At 37.6% G+C, this 20,830-nt stretch carries 22 protein-coding genes; 5 read left to right on the plus strand and 17 right to left on the minus strand.

Annotated features, from left to right (window positions below; translation table 11 throughout):
- Window positions 1–41 precede the first annotated feature (41 nt).
- Window positions 42–911, plus strand: a complete 870-nt coding sequence (locus tag QH639_RS01010; RefSeq protein ID WP_237897994.1) for a LysR family transcriptional regulator — start codon at window positions 42–44, stop codon at window positions 909–911.
- Between the two features lie 64 nt (window positions 912–975).
- Here the strand turns inward: QH639_RS01010 and QH639_RS01015 are convergent, their stop codons facing one another.
- From QH639_RS01015 to QH639_RS26430, 3 genes are all read right to left on the minus strand, one after another.
- The gene (locus QH639_RS01015; RefSeq protein WP_281115542.1) at window positions 976–3,132 is read right to left on the minus strand and encodes an ATP-dependent helicase; all 2,157 of its coding nucleotides are present in this window, start codon (window positions 3,130–3,132) and stop codon (window positions 976–978) included.
- A gap of 206 nt (window positions 3,133–3,338) precedes the next feature.
- Window positions 3,339–3,788, minus strand: a complete 450-nt coding sequence (locus tag QH639_RS01020; RefSeq protein WP_131520175.1) for a GNAT family N-acetyltransferase — start codon at window positions 3,786–3,788, stop codon at window positions 3,339–3,341.
- Entirely contained in the window at window positions 3,788–3,997 is a 210-nt protein-coding gene (locus tag QH639_RS26430; protein ID WP_481817314.1) for a DUF3885 domain-containing protein, read from the minus strand. The genes QH639_RS01020 and QH639_RS26430 overlap by 1 nt, the downstream gene beginning before the upstream one ends.
- A gap of 272 nt (window positions 3,998–4,269) precedes the next feature.
- On the opposite strand from QH639_RS26430, the gene QH639_RS01025 reads away from it, so the two are divergent.
- Window positions 4,270–4,419: a hypothetical protein gene (locus tag QH639_RS01025; protein WP_016992948.1), complete on the plus strand. Its 150-nt coding sequence runs from the start codon at window positions 4,270–4,272 to the stop codon at window positions 4,417–4,419.
- 87 nt (window positions 4,420–4,506) lie between these two features.
- Here QH639_RS01025 and QH639_RS01030 read toward each other — a convergent pair whose 3' ends face one another.
- The 4 genes from QH639_RS01030 to QH639_RS01045 all read right to left on the minus strand — a co-directional run bounded on the left by QH639_RS01030 (window position 4,507) and on the right by QH639_RS01045 (window position 7,292).
- A complete protein-coding gene (locus QH639_RS01030; protein WP_054550211.1) occupies window positions 4,507–5,325 on the minus strand; it encodes an SPL family radical SAM protein in 819 nt (272 codons plus the stop codon).
- Between the two features lie 30 nt (window positions 5,326–5,355).
- Window positions 5,356–5,889 (minus strand): methylated-DNA--[protein]-cysteine S-methyltransferase, encoded by a 534-nt coding sequence (gene adaB / locus QH639_RS01035; RefSeq protein WP_054550483.1) that lies wholly within the window; start codon window positions 5,887–5,889, stop codon window positions 5,356–5,358.
- Window positions 5,873–6,493 (minus strand): bifunctional transcriptional activator/DNA repair enzyme AdaA, encoded by a 621-nt coding sequence (locus QH639_RS01040; RefSeq protein WP_131520174.1) that lies wholly within the window; start codon window positions 6,491–6,493, stop codon window positions 5,873–5,875. The genes adaB and QH639_RS01040 overlap by 17 nt, the downstream gene beginning before the upstream one ends.
- An 85-nt stretch (window positions 6,494–6,578) precedes the next feature.
- Window positions 6,579–7,292 carry a 2OG-Fe(II) oxygenase gene (locus QH639_RS01045; protein ID WP_131520173.1) on the minus strand — a complete coding sequence of 238 codons (714 nt, stop codon included), beginning with the start codon at window positions 7,290–7,292 and terminating at the stop codon, window positions 6,579–6,581.
- Window positions 7,293–7,454: 162 nt separating this feature from the next.
- On the opposite strand from QH639_RS01045, the gene QH639_RS01050 reads away from it, so the two are divergent.
- Window positions 7,455–8,366 (plus strand): DNA-3-methyladenine glycosylase 2, encoded by a 912-nt coding sequence (locus QH639_RS01050; RefSeq protein WP_131520172.1) that lies wholly within the window; start codon window positions 7,455–7,457, stop codon window positions 8,364–8,366.
- Window positions 8,367–8,491: 125 nt separating this feature from the next.
- Here QH639_RS01050 and QH639_RS01055 read toward each other — a convergent pair whose 3' ends face one another.
- Window positions 8,492–9,373 carry a LysR family transcriptional regulator gene (locus QH639_RS01055; RefSeq protein ID WP_112118595.1) on the minus strand — a complete coding sequence of 294 codons (882 nt, stop codon included), beginning with the start codon at window positions 9,371–9,373 and terminating at the stop codon, window positions 8,492–8,494.
- Between the two features lie 124 nt (window positions 9,374–9,497).
- Between QH639_RS01055 and QH639_RS01060 the strand changes: the two genes are divergently transcribed.
- Window positions 9,498–10,397, plus strand: a complete 900-nt coding sequence (locus tag QH639_RS01060; RefSeq protein WP_281115543.1) for a PhzF family phenazine biosynthesis protein — start codon at window positions 9,498–9,500, stop codon at window positions 10,395–10,397.
- Between the two features lie 103 nt (window positions 10,398–10,500).
- Here the strand turns inward: QH639_RS01060 and QH639_RS01065 are convergent, their stop codons facing one another.
- A complete protein-coding gene (locus QH639_RS01065; RefSeq protein ID WP_281115544.1) occupies window positions 10,501–11,385 on the minus strand; it encodes a LysR family transcriptional regulator in 885 nt (294 codons plus the stop codon).
- Window positions 11,386–11,489: 104 nt separating this feature from the next.
- Between QH639_RS01065 and QH639_RS01070 the strand changes: the two genes are divergently transcribed.
- The gene (locus QH639_RS01070) at window positions 11,490–12,257 is read left to right on the plus strand and encodes a sulfite exporter TauE/SafE family protein (RefSeq protein ID WP_281115545.1); all 768 of its coding nucleotides are present in this window, start codon (window positions 11,490–11,492) and stop codon (window positions 12,255–12,257) included.
- Between the two features lie 127 nt (window positions 12,258–12,384).
- Here the strand turns inward: QH639_RS01070 and QH639_RS01075 are convergent, their stop codons facing one another.
- The 8 genes from QH639_RS01075 to QH639_RS01110 all read right to left on the minus strand — a co-directional run bounded on the left by QH639_RS01075 (window position 12,385) and on the right by QH639_RS01110 (window position 20,786).
- Window positions 12,385–13,137: an SDR family NAD(P)-dependent oxidoreductase gene (locus QH639_RS01075; RefSeq protein WP_281115546.1), complete on the minus strand. Its 753-nt coding sequence runs from the start codon at window positions 13,135–13,137 to the stop codon at window positions 12,385–12,387.
- Window positions 13,138–13,563: 426 nt separating this feature from the next.
- Complete coding sequence (locus QH639_RS01080) at window positions 13,564–14,079, minus strand: hypothetical protein (RefSeq protein WP_281115547.1); 516 nt, start codon at window positions 14,077–14,079, stop codon at window positions 13,564–13,566.
- Between the two features lie 271 nt (window positions 14,080–14,350).
- A complete protein-coding gene (locus QH639_RS01085; RefSeq protein WP_237897999.1) occupies window positions 14,351–15,607 on the minus strand; it encodes a DUF4179 domain-containing protein in 1,257 nt (418 codons plus the stop codon).
- Complete coding sequence (locus QH639_RS01090; protein WP_281115548.1) at window positions 15,604–16,104, minus strand: sigma-70 family RNA polymerase sigma factor; 501 nt, start codon at window positions 16,102–16,104, stop codon at window positions 15,604–15,606. Before QH639_RS01090 ends, QH639_RS01085 begins: the two co-directional genes overlap by 4 nt.
- A gap of 163 nt (window positions 16,105–16,267) precedes the next feature.
- Window positions 16,268–16,630: a hypothetical protein gene (locus tag QH639_RS01095; protein ID WP_131520164.1), complete on the minus strand. Its 363-nt coding sequence runs from the start codon at window positions 16,628–16,630 to the stop codon at window positions 16,268–16,270.
- Between the two features lie 40 nt (window positions 16,631–16,670).
- Window positions 16,671–18,110 (minus strand): MocR-like pyridoxine biosynthesis transcription factor PdxR, encoded by a 1,440-nt coding sequence (pdxR, locus tag QH639_RS01100; protein WP_281115549.1) that lies wholly within the window; start codon window positions 18,108–18,110, stop codon window positions 16,671–16,673.
- Window positions 18,111–18,243: 133 nt separating this feature from the next.
- Window positions 18,244–19,545, minus strand: a complete 1,302-nt coding sequence (gene hemL / locus QH639_RS01105; protein WP_481817315.1) for a glutamate-1-semialdehyde 2,1-aminomutase — start codon at window positions 19,543–19,545, stop codon at window positions 18,244–18,246.
- Window positions 19,546–19,559: 14 nt separating this feature from the next.
- Complete coding sequence (locus QH639_RS01110; protein WP_281115550.1) at window positions 19,560–20,786, minus strand: benzoate/H(+) symporter BenE family transporter; 1,227 nt, start codon at window positions 20,784–20,786, stop codon at window positions 19,560–19,562.
- Window positions 20,787–20,830 lie beyond the last annotated feature (44 nt).

The raw sequence follows: 20,830 nt of genomic DNA on the forward strand, positions 1-20,830 counted from the left end.
ATGCTACACATAACAAAATAGCATGCAAGGGGGATAGCGCAATGAATATCCAAAAATATATGGCCTTTGTCAAAGCAGTAGAATATGGGAGCTTTACAAGTGCTGCCGATGCATTAAACTATACACAGTCTGGTATCAGCCGTATGATCAACGATTTAGAATCAGAATGGGGAATTTCCCTTTTTGAACGAGGTCGTGCTGGAATCAGTTTAACATCCGATGGCTTAAAGTTACTGCCCCAATTACAACGTATATGTAATGAGCATGAAATGTTAATGATGCAGATCGAAGACTTACATGATATCCAATCAGGAATCATCCGAATTGGTACATTTTCTAGTGTAGCAACACATTGGCTACCTTATATGATCAAATTCTTTAAGCAGGATTATCCAGGGATTGATTTCGAGTTACTCTTAGGAGATTACACCGAAATCGAAAGCTGGATTATCGAAGGTAGGGTCGACTTTGGATTTTTGCGACTACCAACAAAAGCTAAAATGGAAACAATCTTTGTAGAGCAAGACCGATTGTTGGTAGTTATTCATCAGGATCATCCTCTTGCTGATTGCGATAAATTTCCTATAAGTGAACTATTGAGCAGTCCATTCATGCTTTTAGAAAAAGGCGCAAAAGCTGAAATCTCCGAAATTTTTGAGAAGCACAATATCTCGCCGCACATTTCTTTTACAACATGGGACGACTATGCCATTATGTCAATGGTGGAAAACGGGTTAGGAATCAGTATATTACCTGAACTGATTTTAGAACGCATTCCGTACCAAATTATCGCGAAAGAGCTTGAGATCCCTGCTTTTCGAACTATTGGGATTGCGATGAGAGAGCAAAAATCGCTGTCACTTGCAGCAAATAGATTTATAGAATATTTATCCTATAGAAAGAGAAAATAAGAAGTTTAGCTATTATTTTGCACACTATAAAAAGCGTATTCGAAAAAATCTCGAATACGCTGCATTAATCTTCCACCGCTTCTAAATAGCCTTGCTGTAAACATGTATCTGTCATAAACTGCTTTATCCCTGCATCAAATGACAATTTGATCGTGCTACTTGTGACCTCCAAAATTTTTCCCTCTCCAAACATCACATGCTTCACCTTTGAGCCAACGATTAACGCTGACTCCGTTGTAATTGTCTGATCATTACGGTATTGCTTCAATGCTTTCCTCGGACTTTTCGACGCTTTCTTTGGTAATTCCTGAGGAGAAACGATTTGCTTTAACGCCTTCATAAATATTGATGGCACCACACTTGCTTTAAAGCGCTTGCTGTACGAAATTAATTCCAAATGGAGAATTGCACGTGTGATACCTACATAAAAGAGCCTTGTTTCTTCCTCTATTGCTTCTTCCGTTTCACTAGGTAAAATCCCATCAATTAAGTCAATCAAATACACACGATCAAATTCCAAGCCTTTTGAACTGTGTAAGGTTGTTAATGTAATGGCATTCATTTCATTTTTCAGATGAGATGTACGTGCTAAATTTTCAAGGTACTTCAAACGACCCGCAAATTCAGTCATCGTCGACGTATGGCGAGCAATTAGTCCAAGTACATCCACAATATCTAGTAAATTTTCATAATTAAAACCGAGGTCCTCGCTCATTTTCTTTAAGGCACGCTCATAACCAAAGTCATAACGGATATGCTCTAGCATGGCTGTTGGTGTTGTTTGATCAAATTGAATGCTATCATACGTTTGGCGAATTCGCTTAATATATTCAGGCTGATAATCCTTTAATTCCACATGCTCTAGCAATAGTGAGAATACACAGCCATCCTCCGGTACTTTCTGCAGTGCCTTTAATTGCGTTGGTGTAATATAAGCATTCATTTTTCTGTAAACTTTTTCAAATATCGAGATATTTTTTGTATTGTACGCTAGACGCATGAAGTTCATTATATCCTCCACAACCCAATGCGTAAAAAAGCGAATGGTGGAATCTTTCATATAGAAAGGCAAGCCCGCTCTGTCTAATGCGTCCATAAGAGGAATGGCAGACGTATTATTTCGATATAAAACAGCCGTTGAGCCACGCTTAGACAAGCTTTTTAACTGATTCACTACATATTTGGCCTGTAAGCTGTAATTCTCTAGGATTTTAAACGAGATTGGCTCTGCTGCAGGATTTTGTGTAAACATTTGTTTGTTATATCGTTTTTTATTTCGCTGAATGAAAAGATTGGCTGGCTCTACAATCGAGGCAGATGAACGATAATTTTGTGTCATTAGTAAAACACGTGCCTCTGGATAAATCTTTTGGAAATTCAACAAATAATCTGGCTCTGCACCGCGCCAGCTATAAATGGCCTGATCCTCATCGGCAACGACGCATAAATTTTGATGGACAGCGACAAGCTTCTCGATGATCGCATGTTGAACAGGCGATGTATCCTGACTTTCATCCGTTAAATAAAAATCGTATCGACGTTGAAATTGCGCCAACACCTCTCGATTTTTCGTAAAAATATCATTCGCCATTAACAGCATATCGTCAAAATCAATGAGCAATCGGTCACTAGCTGTGCGCTTATATTCCTCATAATGCTGTAAAATCTCGACTTTTCTTGGCACCTTTACTTCTGCAATTGCCCATTCCTGTTCTGGCAGCATTTTATTTTTGATGAACGTTATGTACGTCAGTAGCTCGTCTAACTGATCTTCCGTAATTTTGGAGCCATTTAATTGTTCAAAAATCTCACGAAGCACTCGTTTTTTTGACATTACACCAGGCCCGTCCGCTTCTTCGATAATCCCGTACGAAATGCCCTGACGTTCAAGTGTCTGCCGCACAACTTGAAATGCTAAACTATGAATCGTCGAAAAATCAACTGGTGGCAAATGCGGAAAAAACTTTGCAAAACGTGCCTTCATATCATTTGCTGATGCCTTACTAAACGTAACAGCCTTTATGCGAGCAGGCTTGACACCAAGCGCCTCGATCATATAGCCAATACGCATAATAATCGTCGTCGTTTTTCCTGAACCAGGAGATGCCAATAGTAGCAGCGGTCCATTCGTCTGCAATACAGCCTGCTTCTGCACATCATTTAGATAAACGCCAAGTGAACGCTCCTTTTCTTCAAAAAATGCTTTTTGCGCTCCATTCATATCAATTACTCCGTTCTAAAAAAATCTATTTTCTATTATACCAGATGATACTGAGATCATAAAAAGCAACTAAGCTCAGCTCGACTACTACTCATTCGAGTGATCGGAGATTGTTTGCCTCTTCATCATTTTTAGATCTTATCAAAAACAAAAAAGCGTATATACAAAATGTACAACGCTTTTTAGTAGCTCGTTAGTGAAATTTTTTATTTGGCTAGCCATTCATATTGAATATCAGCTAAATTCTCTTCATTTTCATGTCCTCTCCCTATAATTTTAAATCCATGTTTTTCATAAAATCGTTGGGCATTTTCATTAACCTCAAATGTGTATAAAGTTAATCGCCCATTTGATTGTGCTTTTACTTTATCTAGTAATGTATGACCTATGCCCATCCCTTGATAGTCAATATGAATATATAGTTGGCTTATTTCTTCTTCGTTATAGGCAATCATGCCAACTACTTTTTCATCCATTAACGCTAAATCGATGTGAAACTGCTCAGCTAATAGATGATTTAAGAAATATACATGACTTTCAAAGGTATGAATTTCTTTTTGACCAATCGCCTGCTCCTTACTATCTCGCCACATAGCAACTGTTTGTTCAGCGTATTGGGGGGTATATTGCGTAATAATTATTTTGTGTTGGTTCACTACGATGCCTCCTTAAGCATAATGTAAAAAATAGTTTTCCTGTTGATATTTAAAAAATAGATCTTATGAAAAATACTTGGTTGGATTCCTAAATCCTGAATGCATACGACCTTTAACAATGCAATATACTTTAAATCAAATATTTTACATTCAAGACTAAACCTATGTAGTTTGTATTTCCTCACATCTTCTGGAAAAATATAAGACATTCCTGTATGCTTCAATTTTTAATCGACTACAATAATTATTTTCTCGTCTTGTCAATATCGTGATTCAAACAGCGTGATAGCCTTTTATAAACCACCTGCTATCATTATCAATTACTTCCTACCCTAGTTTGAACCGTAGAATTAAATTTGGATAATTTTCATTCATACTATACTCCTTAATAAAGTAAAGCACATTACTTGAAGAATTAAATGTCCGTTCTACGGATAAAAAAACATCTTCCACTCACACTAATGGTGGAGGTGAGATGAAAATGGGCAATAATAAACATAAAAATAATAAAACGCAAGACAACAAAAAACAGCAGAATCAAAATCAAAATGCTAACAATGAGCGTAAAAACAGAGAAGAGTTTGCTGAAGAAGTAGATTTCAGTCAAATTCAAAATGAAAACAAACGTTAATCATACTATCATGTGAAGAAACCCTAATACTCACTTCAGCAAAGATGGGTATTGGGGCTATTTTTATAATCCATCTATTACAGCATTTTACGGCTCAAACCCAGCCTGACTTATATAAACATGATTTTCTGGAAAGATTTCAATAAATCGATTGTATACTTTTTTTATTACATCTGGTCCATACCATTCTTCTAAACCAAGTTGGTCATATTTTTTCTCAATCTCAAGTTTTCTTGTGCGTTTTCCACCACTGCCATCTCCCATGAAGTAGTCATCTATACATATCCGATCGACGAGTTGCTTCAATTTCAAAGGAAAATATTCTCCACTTGGTAAAATGGGCGCGATAGCAACTTGGGTCGGTATGTCCGCAGCTGCTAATTTTTCCAATGTCTTAAAACGCGCTTGGATTGGAGGTGCCATTGGCGTAAAATGTTTACGTATCGTTTCCGAATCTGTCTCAATTGTCATACTTACCCGCACTTTTTCTTTAAATTGTCGCAGCAAATCAATATCTCGACTGACAAGTGGACTTCTTGTCTGTACAAATAAGAAATCAGGGGGATCCTCTAGCATAACCTCTAGTAAAGATCGCGTCACTTTTTCCTTATGCTCTATTGGCTGATACGGGTCTGTACTTGAGGACATAAAAATGGTTACAGGCCCTTTGGCTTTAGCACGATGAAGCTCCTTTTTTAATACATTCGCCGCACCGTTTTTAACATCGACCCAACTACCCCATTCCCCTTCTCGAAAAAGAGATACAGGCATTTGACGTACATAGCAATAAGAACATCCAAATGAACAGCCTGTGTAAGGATTGAGCGAATGCGTATAGCCAGAAAGAAAGCCAGTTCCCTTATTCAAAATGGTTTTTGGATGCTTATAGAATAATTCGCTTTTCATACGAAACCTCCATTCCATGTAAAGCAAGTATTACGCATTGCTAGATGAACCTCGCTTTTCAAGTTCCAAGAGCAATTTCTTCATTGCTAATCCGCCCCGATAGCCTGTTAAAGAGCCATTCTTTCCTGTTACACGATGGCACGGTACAGTGAGCAACACTGGATTAGCCCCAATAGCCGCTCCAACAGCACGAACAGCTGCTGGTTTATTAATAGCATGGGCAATGTCTGAATAGGATTTCGTCTGCCCATAAGGAATTTCACAAAGTGCTTGCCAGACTGCTAGCTGAAATGGCGTACCTACGTACTCAAATGGGATAGTAAAGGTTTGCCTCTTTCCTGCTAGATACTGAATGATTTCATTGACATAGGGTTCAAGCTTTTCCTCATCTTCAACAAAAGGACTTCCTGGAAAGCGTTTCTTCGCCCATTCAAACATTTCCTCGATTGGTTTGTTCTGTGAACCAACAAACACAAGGCCCTTGGAGGTAGCAGCAATATAAAAATGCCAATCCTCAAACTTGAGTAAAGACCAAAAAAGGGTTGGTTTATTTTTTATTTCCATCATTCATTTCCTCCATTTTTCTCATTTGACGAAATTGCGCTGGGGTCTGACCTGTTTTCTTTTTAAATAAAGTAATAAAATAGGGCGCATTCGCCATACCCACACATAGGGCAATATCGCCTATTGCTTTATTCGTCTCAATCAAATACTTTTTAGCCTCGTGTACGCGAACTTGTTGTATATACTCAATCGGCGTCAAGCCTTTTATCTTTTTAAATGTTCGATGCATATGATAGGGGCTCCCATGACAAATCATTGCTAATGATTCGAGCGTTAATTTTTCAGCGAAATTTTGATCAATGTATGCTGTGATAATATCAACCCACTCGCTATCAGGTAAATTTTCATTAGTAGGCTTGCAACGTTTACAAGGGCGAAAATTTGCGTGGAGTGCTTGTTCTGCTGTTGCAAAAATACATACATTCTCTTTTTTCGGAACGCGAGACTTACAGGATGGTTTACAGAATATCCCTGTTGACTTGACAGCATAAAAAAATTGATTGTTGTACGCTGTATCATTCGTGATAATGGCTTGCCATTTTTCATCTGTCATCATTTCTACATTATTCAAAATATCATTTTCATCATTCATAGGATCCAGCATTTATCTCACCTCTCCTTACAATATACTCCCTAAAAATTCACAATGTACAATTCTAGATATGGAATAGCAAGATATTGAAGTTTTTTTATTTAGAATCGTGAAAAATAATGCCAAGACCGTATCGTTCTCCAGCAGTAATCGTACTTACTCCATGACGAACCGTATGTTTATAATATCCCCTTTTCCCTAGAACAGGTCTATGGTTTGTAGGAAAGATGAGCGCACTGCCTTGGTCTAACGTAATGACATGTCCCCTACTCTGAGCACGTGGAATTTGTTCCACTAGGAGTGATTCTCCACCAAAAAAGTCTTGTTCGCGTTGATTTAATACAAATACTACTTGAAACGGGAAAAACACATCGCCATATAAATCTTGATGCAAACAATTAAAGCCACCTGTTTCATACTTTAAGAGTAACGGTGTCGGTCTAGTTTGTTCATATTCTTTACAAGTGTTCAAAAAATCTTGAAGCTGAGCTGGAAACTGCGCTGTTTTCTTTAAATAACCTAACCATCGATTAGCTGTTTTGGCCAATTCTTGATAAAAGGACTCTCTTAAACTTTGGATGATTTCAGGCAATGGATAGGAAAAATATTTGTATTCCCCCTCCCCAAAGCGATACCTCGTCATATTAATGGTCGTTCTATATGGCTCTTCTGTACTATACAACCCTATTAAGAATTCACATTCCTCTTTTGTTAAAATTACTGGAAGCTTTGCAAATCCTTGTTTATCTAGTTCCTGTTGAATGGAATCCCACTCCAAGCTGCCAACACGTGTTTGAATATCTTGGACCATTTTTATTCCCTCCTTAGCCTTCTTAATAACTAACACTATAACCTCATCAATAGAAAAAAATAAGGCGTTTAGAATGGAATAGCAAGATAACAAAATGAGTAAAGCTACTTTTATGATAAAGTAAACTAACAAACTGTGTATGTTGAAAAGGAGAATGAAAAAGTGATATGGCATGACGTTGACGATGTGATGATCATTACCTTACCAGCAAATTTTGATATGAATGCAAATCTAGGCTATTTAACAAGAGAAAAAAATGAATGCCTGTATGAAATAGAGAACAATATTATCACAAAAGTGATAGCCATTGGAGAAATGCAGTCTTTAGTACAGATAAGCGTAATCGATAATCAACAAATGGTTGTTCAATTCCTAAATGGTTCTAGGCCTATTGAAAAGAGGGAGCGGGAAAAAATTGCAACATATATACTTGAATGGTTTGATCTTGATAACGATTTAACGCCATTTTATGAAATGGCAAATACAGATCCATTACTTCAAATACCTGCCCAAAAATTCTATGGATTACGAGTTATCGGCATTCCCGATTTATTTGAAGCGTTATGCTGGGGCGTTTTAGGGCAACAAATCAACCTTGCCTTTGCCTACTCTTTAAAGAGACAATTTGTAGAAAGCTTTGGCGATTCTATCGAATGGAATGGTAAAAAGTATTGGGTATTCCCTCCCTACGAACGAATTGCACAGTTAGAACCTACTGACCTAGCAGCTATTAAAATGACGGTTAAAAAAAGTGAATATATCATTGGCATTGCAAGATTAATGGCATGCGGAGAATTATCGAAGGAACAATTAATGAAAATGAATTTTAAAGAGGCAGAAAAAAGCTTAATCAAAATACGAGGAATCGGACCTTGGACAGCCAATTACGTGCTAATGCGCTGCCTACGGTTTCAGACAGCTTTTCCAATCGATGATGTAGGTCTGATTAATTCAATAAAAACATTACGTAATATGAACCAAAAGCCTACGAAAGAGGAAATTTTAGCGCTCTCGATACCATGGAAAAACTGGGAATCCTACGCTACCTTCTATTTATGGCGTGTTCTTTACTAAATATCATCACCTTGATTTGAGCATGTTTTGAAAAAATGAACCAAAACATGCTCTTATGTGGCTACGGTTAATTCTTCTACAAAAAAGCACAATGACGATGAACAATCGCAATGGACACAGAATTCTTATAGCTGTAATTCTTTAATACAATCCATGGTTGTTTTTATAAACTCTTTGACAGCGGGAAGGGGTTGCTTCTTTGAGCGAGTAATAATGCTTATTTCTCGGAAAGGTTCGGGTAAGAGAGGTTTTACAATGGTACCTGCTAAATTATAGGGTAAAGCTAGTTCTGGTATGATTGTAATGCCTAATCCTTCACGTACCATTGCAATGATTGTTTGATTTTCTTCCACATTAAACTCTATGTTTGGGGATACCTCTTGTTCCTGTAAAAACTTCTTAACACTCACTTCACATCCTAGCTGAGGCATAATAAAAGCCTCCCCTTGAAGTTCTTCCGCCTTTACTTGTTCATTTATGGCAAGATGATGATGAATCGGTACGATTGCTACTAATCTATCTCTTACTATGGTGGTAGCCTCCAAATGATCCATGGGGTTACTTAAAGATGTAAAACCTATATCCACTTTTCCCTCTTCTACCCAACGTGTAATTTGGTCATAGCTCCCCTCATAAAAGTTTATTTCAATTCCCTTAAACTCTCCTTTAAACCGTGATATGATCGTTGGCAACACTTTTGAAGCAAAACTTGAAAAGCTGCCAATATTTATTTTTCCGTTTTGTATTCCTAAAATAGAAGCAGCTTCTTGTTTTATGCTTTCTGCTTCGGATAAGATATTTCTCATATTGTTGATGATACGTTCTCCACTATCTGTTAACGAGATGCCATTTCTTCCTCTATTCAAAAGTTTAATACCGAGTTCTGACTCTAATGAAGCGATATTATGGCTTATGCCCGATTGTGTCATCGCCAATATTTCACCTGCTTTTGTGAAATTTCCAATATCGACTACTTTGACGAATATTTCTATTTGCAAAAGGTTCACAAGCTAACCTCCGTATAAGATTTAACTTTCCATTTGACTTCCTCATGTTTAAGATTAAAAACATGAATTTTACTTATCAATTCTATCATACTAAAATAATCTTAGAATGAAGGAGGAGATAGCAATGAAAAAAGTGGTAGAGTTTTTTTATGTTGATGCATTCACCACAGAAACGTTTGGAGGAAATCCAGCTGGCGTTATACCTCATGCAGAAAATTTAACAGATGAGGAAATGCTAAACATAGCCAATGAATTAAACCTTTCGGAAACGGCCTTTCTTTTACCATCAACAAATGTAAATGCAGATTATCAAATAAAATATTTTACTCCTACAAAAGAAGTTGACTTTTGCGGTCACGCTACGTTAGGTACAGCATGGTTAATGGCTAATAAGTACAATTGGATTGATAAGGACGAGAAAATAATCTTTGAATCAAACATTGGACTAATTCCTGTAAAATGGATTACGGAAAACAATCACTTAAAGAGCGTGTCCATGACTCAAGTACGTCCCCATGTAAAAAGTATAGACATTAGCCCTGAAGTCGTTGCGGACCTTGTGGGTTTAGAGGAAACGGACATTGATGATCGATACCCGATAAAAATAGCGAACACAGGGGTCCCACATCTTATGGTTCCCGTTAAAACACGTCAAGCAATTGATCAAGCAGAACCTAAATTAAATGAGCTTAAAAAGATGAACAATCATTTTAACATATCAACCACTCACCTCTTTACCTTTGACACAAATGGGGAATTTGATATTTATACAAGAGATTTTTGCCCAAATATAGGGATCGATGAAGATCCAGTTACAGGGGCAGCAAACGGTGCATTAGGTGGTTATTTATATCTAGAAAATATACTAACTCCACAAGAAAAACATCAATTAGTAATTGGGCAAGGACATACGATTAATAGACCTGGGACTCTTTATGTCACGATCACTCCTGATGGGGAGAATGCTGTTATTGAAGTAGCAGGAGCAGCAGTTATTTCAATAGAAGGAAAAATACTTTTATAATACTATTTTTCTGAATTTTCTGTGTTAATTATCATCATAAAATAAACTTCTCTAAATTCTTCACTTAAATTTAGAGAAGTCTTTTTTATGCCAAATAAAGTGGTTAGTTTAATGCATTTAAATGCGTTTTTAAGTATTGCAAAAATGGTTGCTCCATGAGATCGGTTTTTCGAGAACAAATAAATAAACTTTGCTGAATAGCTGCCTGCTCAACATACACTTGAGCAAGTTTCCCGTTTACTATACTTTCAGCCACACTATAGGACGGGGCTAAAGTCATGCCGTACCCCGCTTCCACTACTTTTATGGATTCGTGTAAGCCCTGCATTTGAAGCCCTAACTTAGGTAATGGCGCATTAAAGGTGTAAAAAATGGACTCCAATAAATCGAGTGTCGAGCTACCACGTTCCCGATAAATAAAGTCCTCGTTCGATAATTCATAGATGGAGACCGTTTGATTTGCTAGAGGATGTGAAGGATGGACTATAAACCAAAACGGGATATCCAATACCTTTTCAAATTGTAAATCTTCATGACCAATTTTACTTTGAACGACAAAGCCAAAATCTACTTCATAATTCAGAACTTGCTCCTCCACAGATTGAACATTGCCTAACGATACAAAAAATTCAATTTGAGGATTTGCAAGCTTGTATTTAGCTATGATAGGCGGAAGTATATAATTAATAGGGATGTAAGAGGACGCAATATGTATTTTGTCTTCCTTTGCTAAAAACTTACCAAGCTTCTCATTGATTTGTGCTTCTAAGTAAAATAAACGCATGCCTTGCTCGTATAAAAACTTCCCCTCTGGCGTTAATTGAATTCCACGCCCTTTACCTTCAATCAATTTTGCCCCTATTTCATTCTCTAATTTTCGAATTTGTATGGTCACAGCAGGTTGACTTAGTAGCATACTATTCGCCGCTGCAGTAATTCCCCCAAGCTTGGCTACATTCGTAAAGATCCTCAATGCATGTAAATTCATTCCATTCCAACCTTTCTATTCATAAATAATATTTATGAATAAGCAATAATTATATATTTGTTTTATGTATAGTTTACCAGTAATTTAAGTATTGAGGTGATTGAATGGAAATTTTACTACAGGAATGGTTAACAGTAAAAGGAGTTATTTTATTTACAATTGGTTTACTCGCAGCCATAATAGGCGTTCTTTTTGGTGCAGCAGGCTTTATTTTGATGCCTTCATTGTTGCTCGTCGGCATTCCAATTCATACAACTGTTGCTGTTAATAAATTTGCGACAGGCTTATCAGCCCTATCAAATGTTGTTTCATTTGTCATAAAAGGACATTTATCTGTAAAAAAGTATTTTTCTTTCATGTTTGTTGCTAGTATAGGTGGAGTATTTGGGGCATTATTCGCAATCCTCTTATCGGAACAAATCATGAATGTCGTCGCTTGTATAAGCTTAATTTTTGCATTTCTGATTGTCCTTTGCAGTAATAAATGGATTGTCAAAGATGTAAAAGAAACAGAGGAACAACCCTTGAACAAGCTGATTCCATTTGCAATTTCCATATATGACGGTGGTTTTGGACCAGGCTCAGCTCTAATGAATATAACCTATTTCTTGAAAAAACAATACCATTATTTAAAAGCAGTCGAGTTAACGAGAATGCTCTCGTTATCAAGCTGTACAGGTGCTTTTCTCTTTTATTACTTTACTGGCATTGTTAATTGGGGAATTGCTATCCCTGTGTCACTTGGCTCTATTGCTGGCTCTTTCTTAGGTTTAAAGATCATTCCGTATATCCAAACAAAATGGATTCAAATTATTTTACCAATCATTTTTTTATTCTTAATTGCTCAAGTAGTGTCGGATTTAATAAAATAAGCGAAACAAGTCCTACCTTTTTTGCCCCAAAATTTAAGGACATCTAAGGTGGAGCTTGTTTAGAATCCACAATTTACGACTGTTAGTATAATAGACGAAAGCAATAATAATTTGCCTATTTTTTTATTTATCTACCGCCACTCACATGTATAATTTCTCCAAGGATGTAATTTGAGGCATCAGAAGAAAGGAAGGCAATTACTTCTGCTATCTCTTTAGGCGCTGCAGCTCGTTTAATTGGTACAGCGGAAGCCATTCGTTCAAGCCGATTGTCGCCAGGAGCAAATTTATCGTGAAAGGGTGTCTCTACCATTCCAGGCGCTACCCCGTTCACGATAATTCCATATTCAATTAATTCTCTGGACATACCAATCGTCATTGTATTGATAGCTCCCTTAGCAGATGCGTAATGAATACTTTCCCCTGCCCCACCAATACGTGCAGCTGCAGAAGAGACATTAATAATTTTTCCGCATTTCTTCGGAATCATATATCTTAATACAGCTTGAGAGCATAAGAGCACACTATTGACATTTAGCTTGAATGTTTCTTCCCATAGCTCTTCACTCATCTCCATAAAAGTACTTTGACGGATGCCGCCTCCAGCGTTATTCACTAAAACATCAATTGTGCCGAATGTAGAAATAGCCTGCTCAATCATTGCGTTCACATCTTCTTTATTCACAATATTAGCTTGAATAGCAATGGCGTCTCCACCTTGTTCTTGAATTCGTTGGACAGCTTCGTTGGCACCTTCCACATTTGTATGATAATTGATAATTACTTTAGCCCCGTGTTTTGCCACTAGCTCAGCCGTGGCAAATCCAATACCTGAGCTTGCACCTGGGATAAGAATAACCTTTCCTAACAAGTTATGCATAGCGTCCCACCTAACGTTTTTAATAGTAATTCGTTCATAAACAACTCAATGCTCACGCACCACGATAGTTAATTATATGGTTCTACCACTAGTATATTTTTTAATGATCGTAACTAAAATCGCCAGAATAAATACAATCAAACTATTAATGAGTAAATAATAAGCAATGTTCAATCCATAGAATAATGCAAAGGGATCACGAATAATAATTAGTGCTAATACACTTCCTAGTCCACCAAATACACCTGCCAGTAGTAAAATGATAAAAGCAGCATTATATAGATTTTTCTTTTTTTGTAGAATACAAACCCAATCACATTTGCAACAACAATTAAAAAGCCTATCAGTATGAAGAAAAAACCTTCCATTCAACTCCCTCTTTTCAAAACGATTTTGTCATGGGATAACTATTTCTCCCCCCTTGAATTAAAGTGGTCCACCCTCAAAACCAATAGGCCAACCATTTTCTTTAAATTTCACTTTATACTGAAACTCAAAGTGACCCTCATAAATAAAAGCTAAACTAAAGCCTGAAAAGATATAACTATCAAAGTTAGCCATATTTCCAAAGCTTATTGTGGATAAATAATAACTGTTTATTTCTTGATTAGGAAAAAACTTATGTAAATACGCCAATGCGCAGCTTATATGTAAATGGAGTTCATCGAAAATTCTTTCTGCTAGTTCGATTATTCTCACCTCAGGATTTTCATTATTTCCTTGGATAATAATCTCTACATCCTCCCATTCCCCAATATTCATGCTGTATAACCACTGTTCCTGAATAAGATACTTTTCTTTATTGTATACAGGGGGATTGACTAGGTTTAATTCTTTGATGTCATCTTTAGTCAACGGTTTTGCAAGAATAAGCTTATTCTGCAAAATGTCTTTGATATTAGAGACCATATATTTTGATTTGTTTAATTCTAAAGAGTCCATTTTCCACCTCCGTTTAAAGTAAGTTTACCTTAAATTTCTATAACTACCTACACTATAAGTTCAAAAAGAAAAAAGAGCTAGCTATGTAACTAAATCAAGAAAATATAACCGCTTCAAATTTAAAGATATCGTTACCCCTATTATAACTAAATTAAGTGCCTATTTAATTTATCATCTATCAAGCTGTTTAGAAAAGAAGCCCCCAACCCTTGCAGTCAAAAGAGCAAAACAGCTATTCAAAAGATTCGTCTTTTTGAATAGCTGTTGCATTTTATTGTAATGGAATGTTTACTTCAATATTTTCCCCAATCGGATTAGGATAATAGTTCAAATATAGCTTAACTTTCCCATTATATTCTTCAAATTGTGATGTCTCTACTACATACTGCTCGTCTCGTGAAATGGTCAAACTGTTGAATTCTAATGGCGTGCCATCTTCTTTTATGGCGTCAGAGAGCATTAATAGTTTGCCTTCATTATTTTTATTCATCTTAACTGCTACACTTTGCTGTTCTATTGAAATGTCCCCCTTAAAATAAGTAGGCTTCGTGAGTATTTCTTTTGTGCCAAAATCAAATTCGATAAAATCCTCACCCTTCGGCACAGCTTGAACGGCCCCAATCATAACCGTCAATGACGCGGGATCATCGAAATAATTACTTTGCAAATAGAGCGTAAATTGGCCATCGCGAATATTTCCATCTGTTGAAATATCATTTCTAATACTATCTCTACGTTCACCGCTTTCTGTCATGATGGCAACATCATCCAGCGCTAATAGTTGCATTGTATTATCTTTAGCTACCTCAATATCGAGTGCCACTTTTAATGGTGAACGGCGAATTTGTGTAATCGTAAATTTCTGTCCATTGACATCAATCGTACGATTTACAGTAGAAATTTTCTCCTTTGCGATCTCGTTTTTCAGTGAAAACGGTAAAGATATTTCAATGTTACCCTTCTCTTCATCCTGAAAGTGAAAAACTGCTTTAAAATCCTTGGAAGTATAGGCGATAGGCTTTAAAAAACTATATTTCACTGATGAAGAGATGTATGTTTGATTGCTTGCATTCATGGTAAACGTACAGCCGCATTCAATCTCCTCATCTCCTTGAAACAATTGAACTTTCTCTAAGTTTAATTTTGAAATATCAAATGAGGCATCAGCGTCATAGAACAGGACAAATCCTAAATTATCGGCAATCACGCCCTGCAATGTAAGTGCTAGACCTTTTCTAGATTGCGTCACATTGATTTCTTCATAGTATTCATGATCTACAATATCTTTTATTCCTTTATCTATTGCAATCGCTGTTACAATTGCTTGAAAGCCAGGTATTTTGGCAACTTGACTAGCAATCGTTGGCGAGACGCGAATTGAAAAGAGTAGGCTTAGACAAAGCATGGCGATGAATGTAGCCGAAACAATGCGCTTCTTTCTTCTTTTTTCTCGTTGAACTTTCCGAAACATGTCCATGCGAACTTGTTGCAGTTTCTCCTTTGGAACGTCAATTAATGGTTTACTCATAGCCAGTCCTCCTTTTCTCTAGCAAAGCTTCTTAGCTTCTTTAAAATTTGATGAAGCTTAGATTTTACAGTCCCCTCAGGAATTTGATTGAGCTCAGCAATTTCTTTATTTTTTAGTTGCTGGAAATATTTCATATAGACGAGTTGCTGCTCCGATAAAGACAAATGTTCCAATAATCTCTCCATATCTGAGTAGATGACCCATTCAGATAAGTGGTGTTCCTCAATCTGAACAGTCGGTGGACGTTTTCGTAAATGGTCTTTACAACAATTGATTAAGACGCGCACAAGCCATGTTCTGGCATATTCGTGCTGTTGAACGGTATGCATTTTTTTGAGTGCTTTGTAAACAAGCTCCTGCATTACGTCCATAGCATCTTGCTCATTTTTCATATATGTAAAGGCCATGCGATATAAAATATCCTCATCCATTTCAATGAGTGAAAGTATCGCTTCTTGATCTCCACGTATAGCACGCTGCTCTAATTCAAATTTCATCCTTTTTCGCCTCCTTCTCTCATTAGACTCACCATTGTTGCATTTCGTTCAAAATTTTTGAAACTTTTTAGGAAACTGTCATTCATCTCCCCATTAATAGTAAGAAGCGATTGCTCTAATTGAACAATCGCCTCTTCCCCTTACCTGTATGTATTGGTAAAAATTAAACACCATAATGAATCATCCATTTATCTTGTTTTATTGCTTCAGCTATTTTTTTGATTAATTCTTCAAGTTCTGCAGATTGGTATTCGACATTGGCTTCACACACCATATTTAAAAATTGTTTATGAGAGCTTGGTGGTATCAAGGTTATTCCCCAATAGGCGAGACTTTTAAATGGCCTATTTGTGTTGTGTGCAAAAGTTTCGAGGTGATGTATTTTTTTGCCAAAATCCTTAGAAAGCAGTTCATCAAAGAGATCACCATCTACACCGATGCAATTGTATTTTTCAGGTTCATAAGCAGCATACTCCTTGTCTTTTTCTATACAAGCAATGATTCCAAACTCATGGATGTATGGCATAGTATCGCAACCCCCAATTCCCTTTATGCCCGGCTAATGATTACGTTTCTTGCAAGAGGATCTTTGCAAGACGAAAAATGCCTTCCTCAATGGCTTGCTCATCAATTTTAGCAAAGCCGAGTACCCATCCTTTTCGATTATTTTCTAAGCAATATTTGCTCAGTGGATAAACACGTATCCCATTTTCGAGTGCGAGGTTCGTCATTGCTTCTTCATCAAACGATTCTTCCGCCTCAAGAAGCATATGCAAACCCGTTTCAATGCCACTTAGCTTGAAACGTTCGGCTAGTCCTGTCGCCATGATTGCCTTTGTCATCGCTTCATGTCTACGTCGATAGACATTTCTGGCTCTCCTCATATGACGCATAAAATGACCGTGCTCAATAAAATGAGCAAGCGTTAATTGCTCCATAATGGGAAGATGCCGATAGGTTAATTGTTGTACTTGCGCAAGCTGACGAATAGCATCTTTGGGGCCGATAACAGCCGATATTCGTATGCCAGGAGCAACCATTTTAGAAAAACTCATCATATATAATATGTTGTGAGGTTGTTGGCTAAACAAGGTAGGAAGCGGGCCACCTCGATACCTGAACTCACCATCATAATCATCTTCTACAATCCAGAATTTATTTTTCGCGGATTTTTGCAGCAATTGTTGTTTGCGTGGCTCAGACATTATGACACCAACCGCACATTGGTGAGAAGGTGTAACAAAAATAAGCTTGGTTTGTGGATCAATCTGCTCTACTTGTACGCCATACTCATCCACGGGTACAGCAACAACATTCATACGCCGATATTTCATGGTCATCCAGGCTGCAGGAAAGCCTGGATCTTCAACAGAAACCGTTTCTCCTTCCTTAAGAAGGGCTTGGGCAATCAGATCGATGCTATGCTGTGCGCCAGAGGTTAAGATGATTTGGTCAATCTCTACATGTACCCCTCTTTCAAATGTCAGGTAACGTTGAATCTGTTCACGGAGCGGTGTGAAACCGTAGGCATCGCCATAGCCCCAATTGGTCAGATCTGTTTCTGCTGAAGCCTGTAAAAACGATTGTCGCCAAGTTTTTCGGAAATGCTCGTCCAAATATGGCTCATGGGGACAAAAATCGATTGCGACGTTTCCATGTTCTTTGCCTCTAAACCAATTGTTTAATTCATCAACTGCCACGTTTAATAAAGGTAATGTTGGCGTGGATGGTCCTTGAGGAATCACCTCTTCTGCCAAGTTGGTTTTAAATCCCCATTCACTTACTCTTGTTCCTCCACGCCAATTTGTCACGGTATACCCTCGACTAAATAATTCCTCATACACAATTTGTATGGTTGAGCGTGAAACACCTACTAATAAGGCGAGTTCTCGGGATGGAGGAAGTAATTCCCCTGGGGGCCATTTGCCTGTTGTAATATGATGAATAGCTTGGTCAAGTAACTGTTGCCATATGGGATTTTTATCGTCTCGGTTAACTTGTAACATTCAATTCACTTCCAGTTAGAATAGAGATTGTTAAAATATGCGAAAATTAATCGTTTTGTCCAGTCCATAATTATTATACTATCAAATCGATCATTTTATAGATATAGGATGTTTGTAGTCCACTTTGCATCATCTAATTACACGACATCCTTTTAAAGGCTACATCCGCAGCATGAATCGTTCTATCAATATCATGTATGGAATGAGCAGTCGAGATAAATATGCTTTCATATTGAGAAGGAGGTAGAAGTATACCCTGTTTAATCATTTCTTTATAAAAACGGCGAAACATCTCAGCATCTATTTTTTGAGCATCATCAAAATTTTGTAAGGGATGATCGATGAATGCGTAGCCAATCATTGTCCCAGCTTTCGTTGTTTTAAGTGGAATATGATTGTTATGCGCTACTTTTGATAAGCCTTGAATAAGCCGCTCTGCTAACGCTTCGATATACGTATAACTGTTATGATTTAATTTATTGATTGTGGTATACCCTGCTACCATAGCCATTGGATTACCCGATAAGGTTCCAGCCTGATAAATACTACCTTCAGGTGCAATGTGATTCATGATTTCTTTTTTTCCACCATATGCCCCAACAGGCATCCCTCCACCAATGATCTTTCCTAAACATGTTAAGTCTGGTTTTATGTTATAAAGCCCTTGAGCAGAGTGGTAATCTATACGAAAACCAGTCATGACCTCATCGAGTATAAATAATCCACCATACTTTGTAGTGAAGGACCGTATTGCTTGAAGAAATTCAGGGTTAGCTGGTATTCCCGCCATATTGCCTGCAAACGGTTCTACGATGACTGCTGCAATTTGTGAGCCATATTTATCAAAGATCGTTTTCAGGACTTCGATATTATTATAAGGAATGGAGATTGTATGCTTAGTGATCTCTAAAGGCACACCCAGACTATCAGGAAGGCTGAATGTGGCAATACCTGAGCCTGCCTTTACTAATAGATGATCACTGTGCCCATGATAGTTTCCATCAAATTTCACAATCATATCTTTGCCAGTAAAGCCTCTAGCTAGTCTAATGGCGCTCATTGTCGCTTCTGTACCCGAATTAACCATTCGAATCTTCTCTATGGAAGGTATGCGAGTAGCTATTAATGTTGCTAGCTTATTTTCTTGTAAAGTTGGCAATCCAAAACTTGTCCCCCTCTTGATGGCTTCAAGGAGTGCATCTGAAACTTCCTTATCTGCATGTCCATGAATTAATGGGCCCCAAGATAGAACATAATCTATATAGCGATTGCCATCAATATCATATATTTGCGAGCCTTTCCCGTGACTCATAAAAATCGGCTCCATCCCAACTGATTGAAATGCTCTCACTGGGCTATTTACCCCACCAGGCATAAGCTTTTTTGCTATTTCGAAGGCTTCTATTGATTTCGTCGTATCGATGTTAAAAACCACCTTTCGTAGTGATATTATCTTTGTCTAATTTGTTGTCCCTCATTTATGCTTTGCTGTTTTCTGAGCAATGGAACATTTATTAATACATGTGCGCCCAAACCAGCTACAAGCCCCCAAAATGCCCCGCCAACTCCAAGTAAAGTAACATTTGCGGCTGTTGCCAAAAAAGTAATGAGTGCTGTTTCGCGTCCAATAGGATTTGTTAAAGCATTGGCAAGGCTACTACCAATTGTGCCTAGCAACGCTAATCCCGCTAATGTTGCAATGAACGTAGCTGGGAGAATTAAAAACAATGCAGCCAATGTTACCCCAAAAATTCCGACAATTATATAAAAAATGCCACAGACAATACCTGCAATATAACGTTTTCTTGAATCCTCATGAGCGTCCTTCCCCGTACAGATGGCTGCTGTAATGGCTGCTATGTTAAAAGCATGTGATCCAAAGGGTGCTGTCAGGAGTGATCCCAATCCTGTTACAACCAAAATCGGATTGGCACTCGTTTTAAATCCATCATTTCGCAACACTAACATGCCTGGCATGTACTGTCCTGTTAAGGTAATAATAAAAAGCGGCAAAGCGACACCCAATAATGCATGTAGAGAAAATGTTGGCGTAACAAATACAGGAGACGCGAAGGCTAACTCGATATGGCTGAAATCTACCTGCCCCATACTTATTAAATAAATCAAGCCAATGACTAGAATACCGACAATTGCATAGCGAGATGTAAACCTTCTTAATACGATATACGTAGTAAACAGGACGATGACAAGTAAAGGTTCCACTTTCGCACCACCAAAGGCTGAAATACCAAATTGTAATAAAATACCTGCCAGTAGACCTGAAGCAATACCTGGAGGAATAAGTTGGACAAAACGTTCGAACATACCTGATAAACCTAACAAAACAAATGCTATTGCAGAAATAATATAAGCTCCAATGGCTTCAGCATATGGGGTAACAGCTAAAGCTGAAACAAGAAACGCCACGCCTGGTGTTGACCAAGCTGTAATAATGGGTTCACGATATCGGTAACTTAGCCAGATACCCGTTACCCCCACACCAATGGAAATCGACCATATCCATGATGCAGTCATTTCTGGACTTAGACCAGCAACCTTGGCAGCCTGAAACACCAAGATAAAAGTGCCCCCATAGTTAACTAAGACAGATATAAAAGCAGCGATGGTGGGCGACAGGAAATCACGTACATTCAGTGAAACGGATGTTGAGTTCATACACTTTCCTACCTTTCTACAAATTATTTTAATCTCTTCTTCAT

This window comes from Lysinibacillus sp. 1 U-2021 (genome assembly GCF_029916965.1).
GTDB lineage: Bacteria > Bacillota > Bacilli > Bacillales_A > Planococcaceae > Lysinibacillus > Lysinibacillus capsici.

Bases quoted from the DNA above. Each gene is read 5' to 3' on its own strand.
- QH639_RS01010 (WP_237897994.1), top strand. From the start codon at position 42: ATGAATATCCAAAAATATATGGCCTTTGTCAAAGCAGTAGAATATGGG.
- QH639_RS01080 (WP_281115547.1), bottom strand. From the start codon at position 14,079: ATGGACTCTTTAGAATTAAACAAATCAAAATATATGGTCTCTAATATC.
- QH639_RS01060 (WP_281115543.1), top strand. From the start codon at position 9,498: ATGAAAAAAGTGGTAGAGTTTTTTTATGTTGATGCATTCACCACAGAA.
- QH639_RS01045 (WP_131520173.1), bottom strand. From the start codon at position 7,292: ATGGTCCAAGATATTCAAACACGTGTTGGCAGCTTGGAGTGGGATTCC.
- QH639_RS01040 (WP_131520174.1), bottom strand. From the start codon at position 6,493: ATGCTGGATCCTATGAATGATGAAAATGATATTTTGAATAATGTAGAA.
- QH639_RS01110 (WP_281115550.1), bottom strand. From the start codon at position 20,786: ATGAACTCAACATCCGTTTCACTGAATGTACGTGATTTCCTGTCGCCC.
- QH639_RS01065 (WP_281115544.1), bottom strand. From the start codon at position 11,385: ATGAATTTACATGCATTGAGGATCTTTACGAATGTAGCCAAGCTTGGG.
- adaB (WP_054550483.1), bottom strand. From the start codon at position 5,889: ATGGAAATAAAAAATAAACCAACCCTTTTTTGGTCTTTACTCAAGTTT.
- QH639_RS01015 (WP_281115542.1), bottom strand. From the start codon at position 3,132: ATGAATGGAGCGCAAAAAGCATTTTTTGAAGAAAAGGAGCGTTCACTT.
- QH639_RS01025 (WP_016992948.1), top strand. From the start codon at position 4,270: ATGGGCAATAATAAACATAAAAATAATAAAACGCAAGACAACAAAAAA.
- QH639_RS01030 (WP_054550211.1), bottom strand. From the start codon at position 5,325: ATGAAAAGCGAATTATTCTATAAGCATCCAAAAACCATTTTGAATAAG.
- QH639_RS01090 (WP_281115548.1), bottom strand. From the start codon at position 16,104: ATGAAATTTGAATTAGAGCAGCGTGCTATACGTGGAGATCAAGAAGCG.
- pdxR (WP_281115549.1), bottom strand. From the start codon at position 18,110: ATGTTACAAGTTAACCGAGACGATAAAAATCCCATATGGCAACAGTTA.
- QH639_RS01075 (WP_281115546.1), bottom strand. From the start codon at position 13,137: ATGCATAACTTGTTAGGAAAGGTTATTCTTATCCCAGGTGCAAGCTCA.
- QH639_RS01095 (WP_131520164.1), bottom strand. From the start codon at position 16,630: ATGCCATACATCCATGAGTTTGGAATCATTGCTTGTATAGAAAAAGAC.
- QH639_RS01085 (WP_237897999.1), bottom strand. From the start codon at position 15,607: ATGAGTAAACCATTAATTGACGTTCCAAAGGAGAAACTGCAACAAGTT.
- QH639_RS01070 (WP_281115545.1), top strand. From the start codon at position 11,490: ATGGAAATTTTACTACAGGAATGGTTAACAGTAAAAGGAGTTATTTTA.
- QH639_RS26430 (WP_481817314.1), bottom strand. From the start codon at position 3,997: ATGTCTTATATTTTTCCAGAAGATGTGAGGAAATACAAACTACATAGG.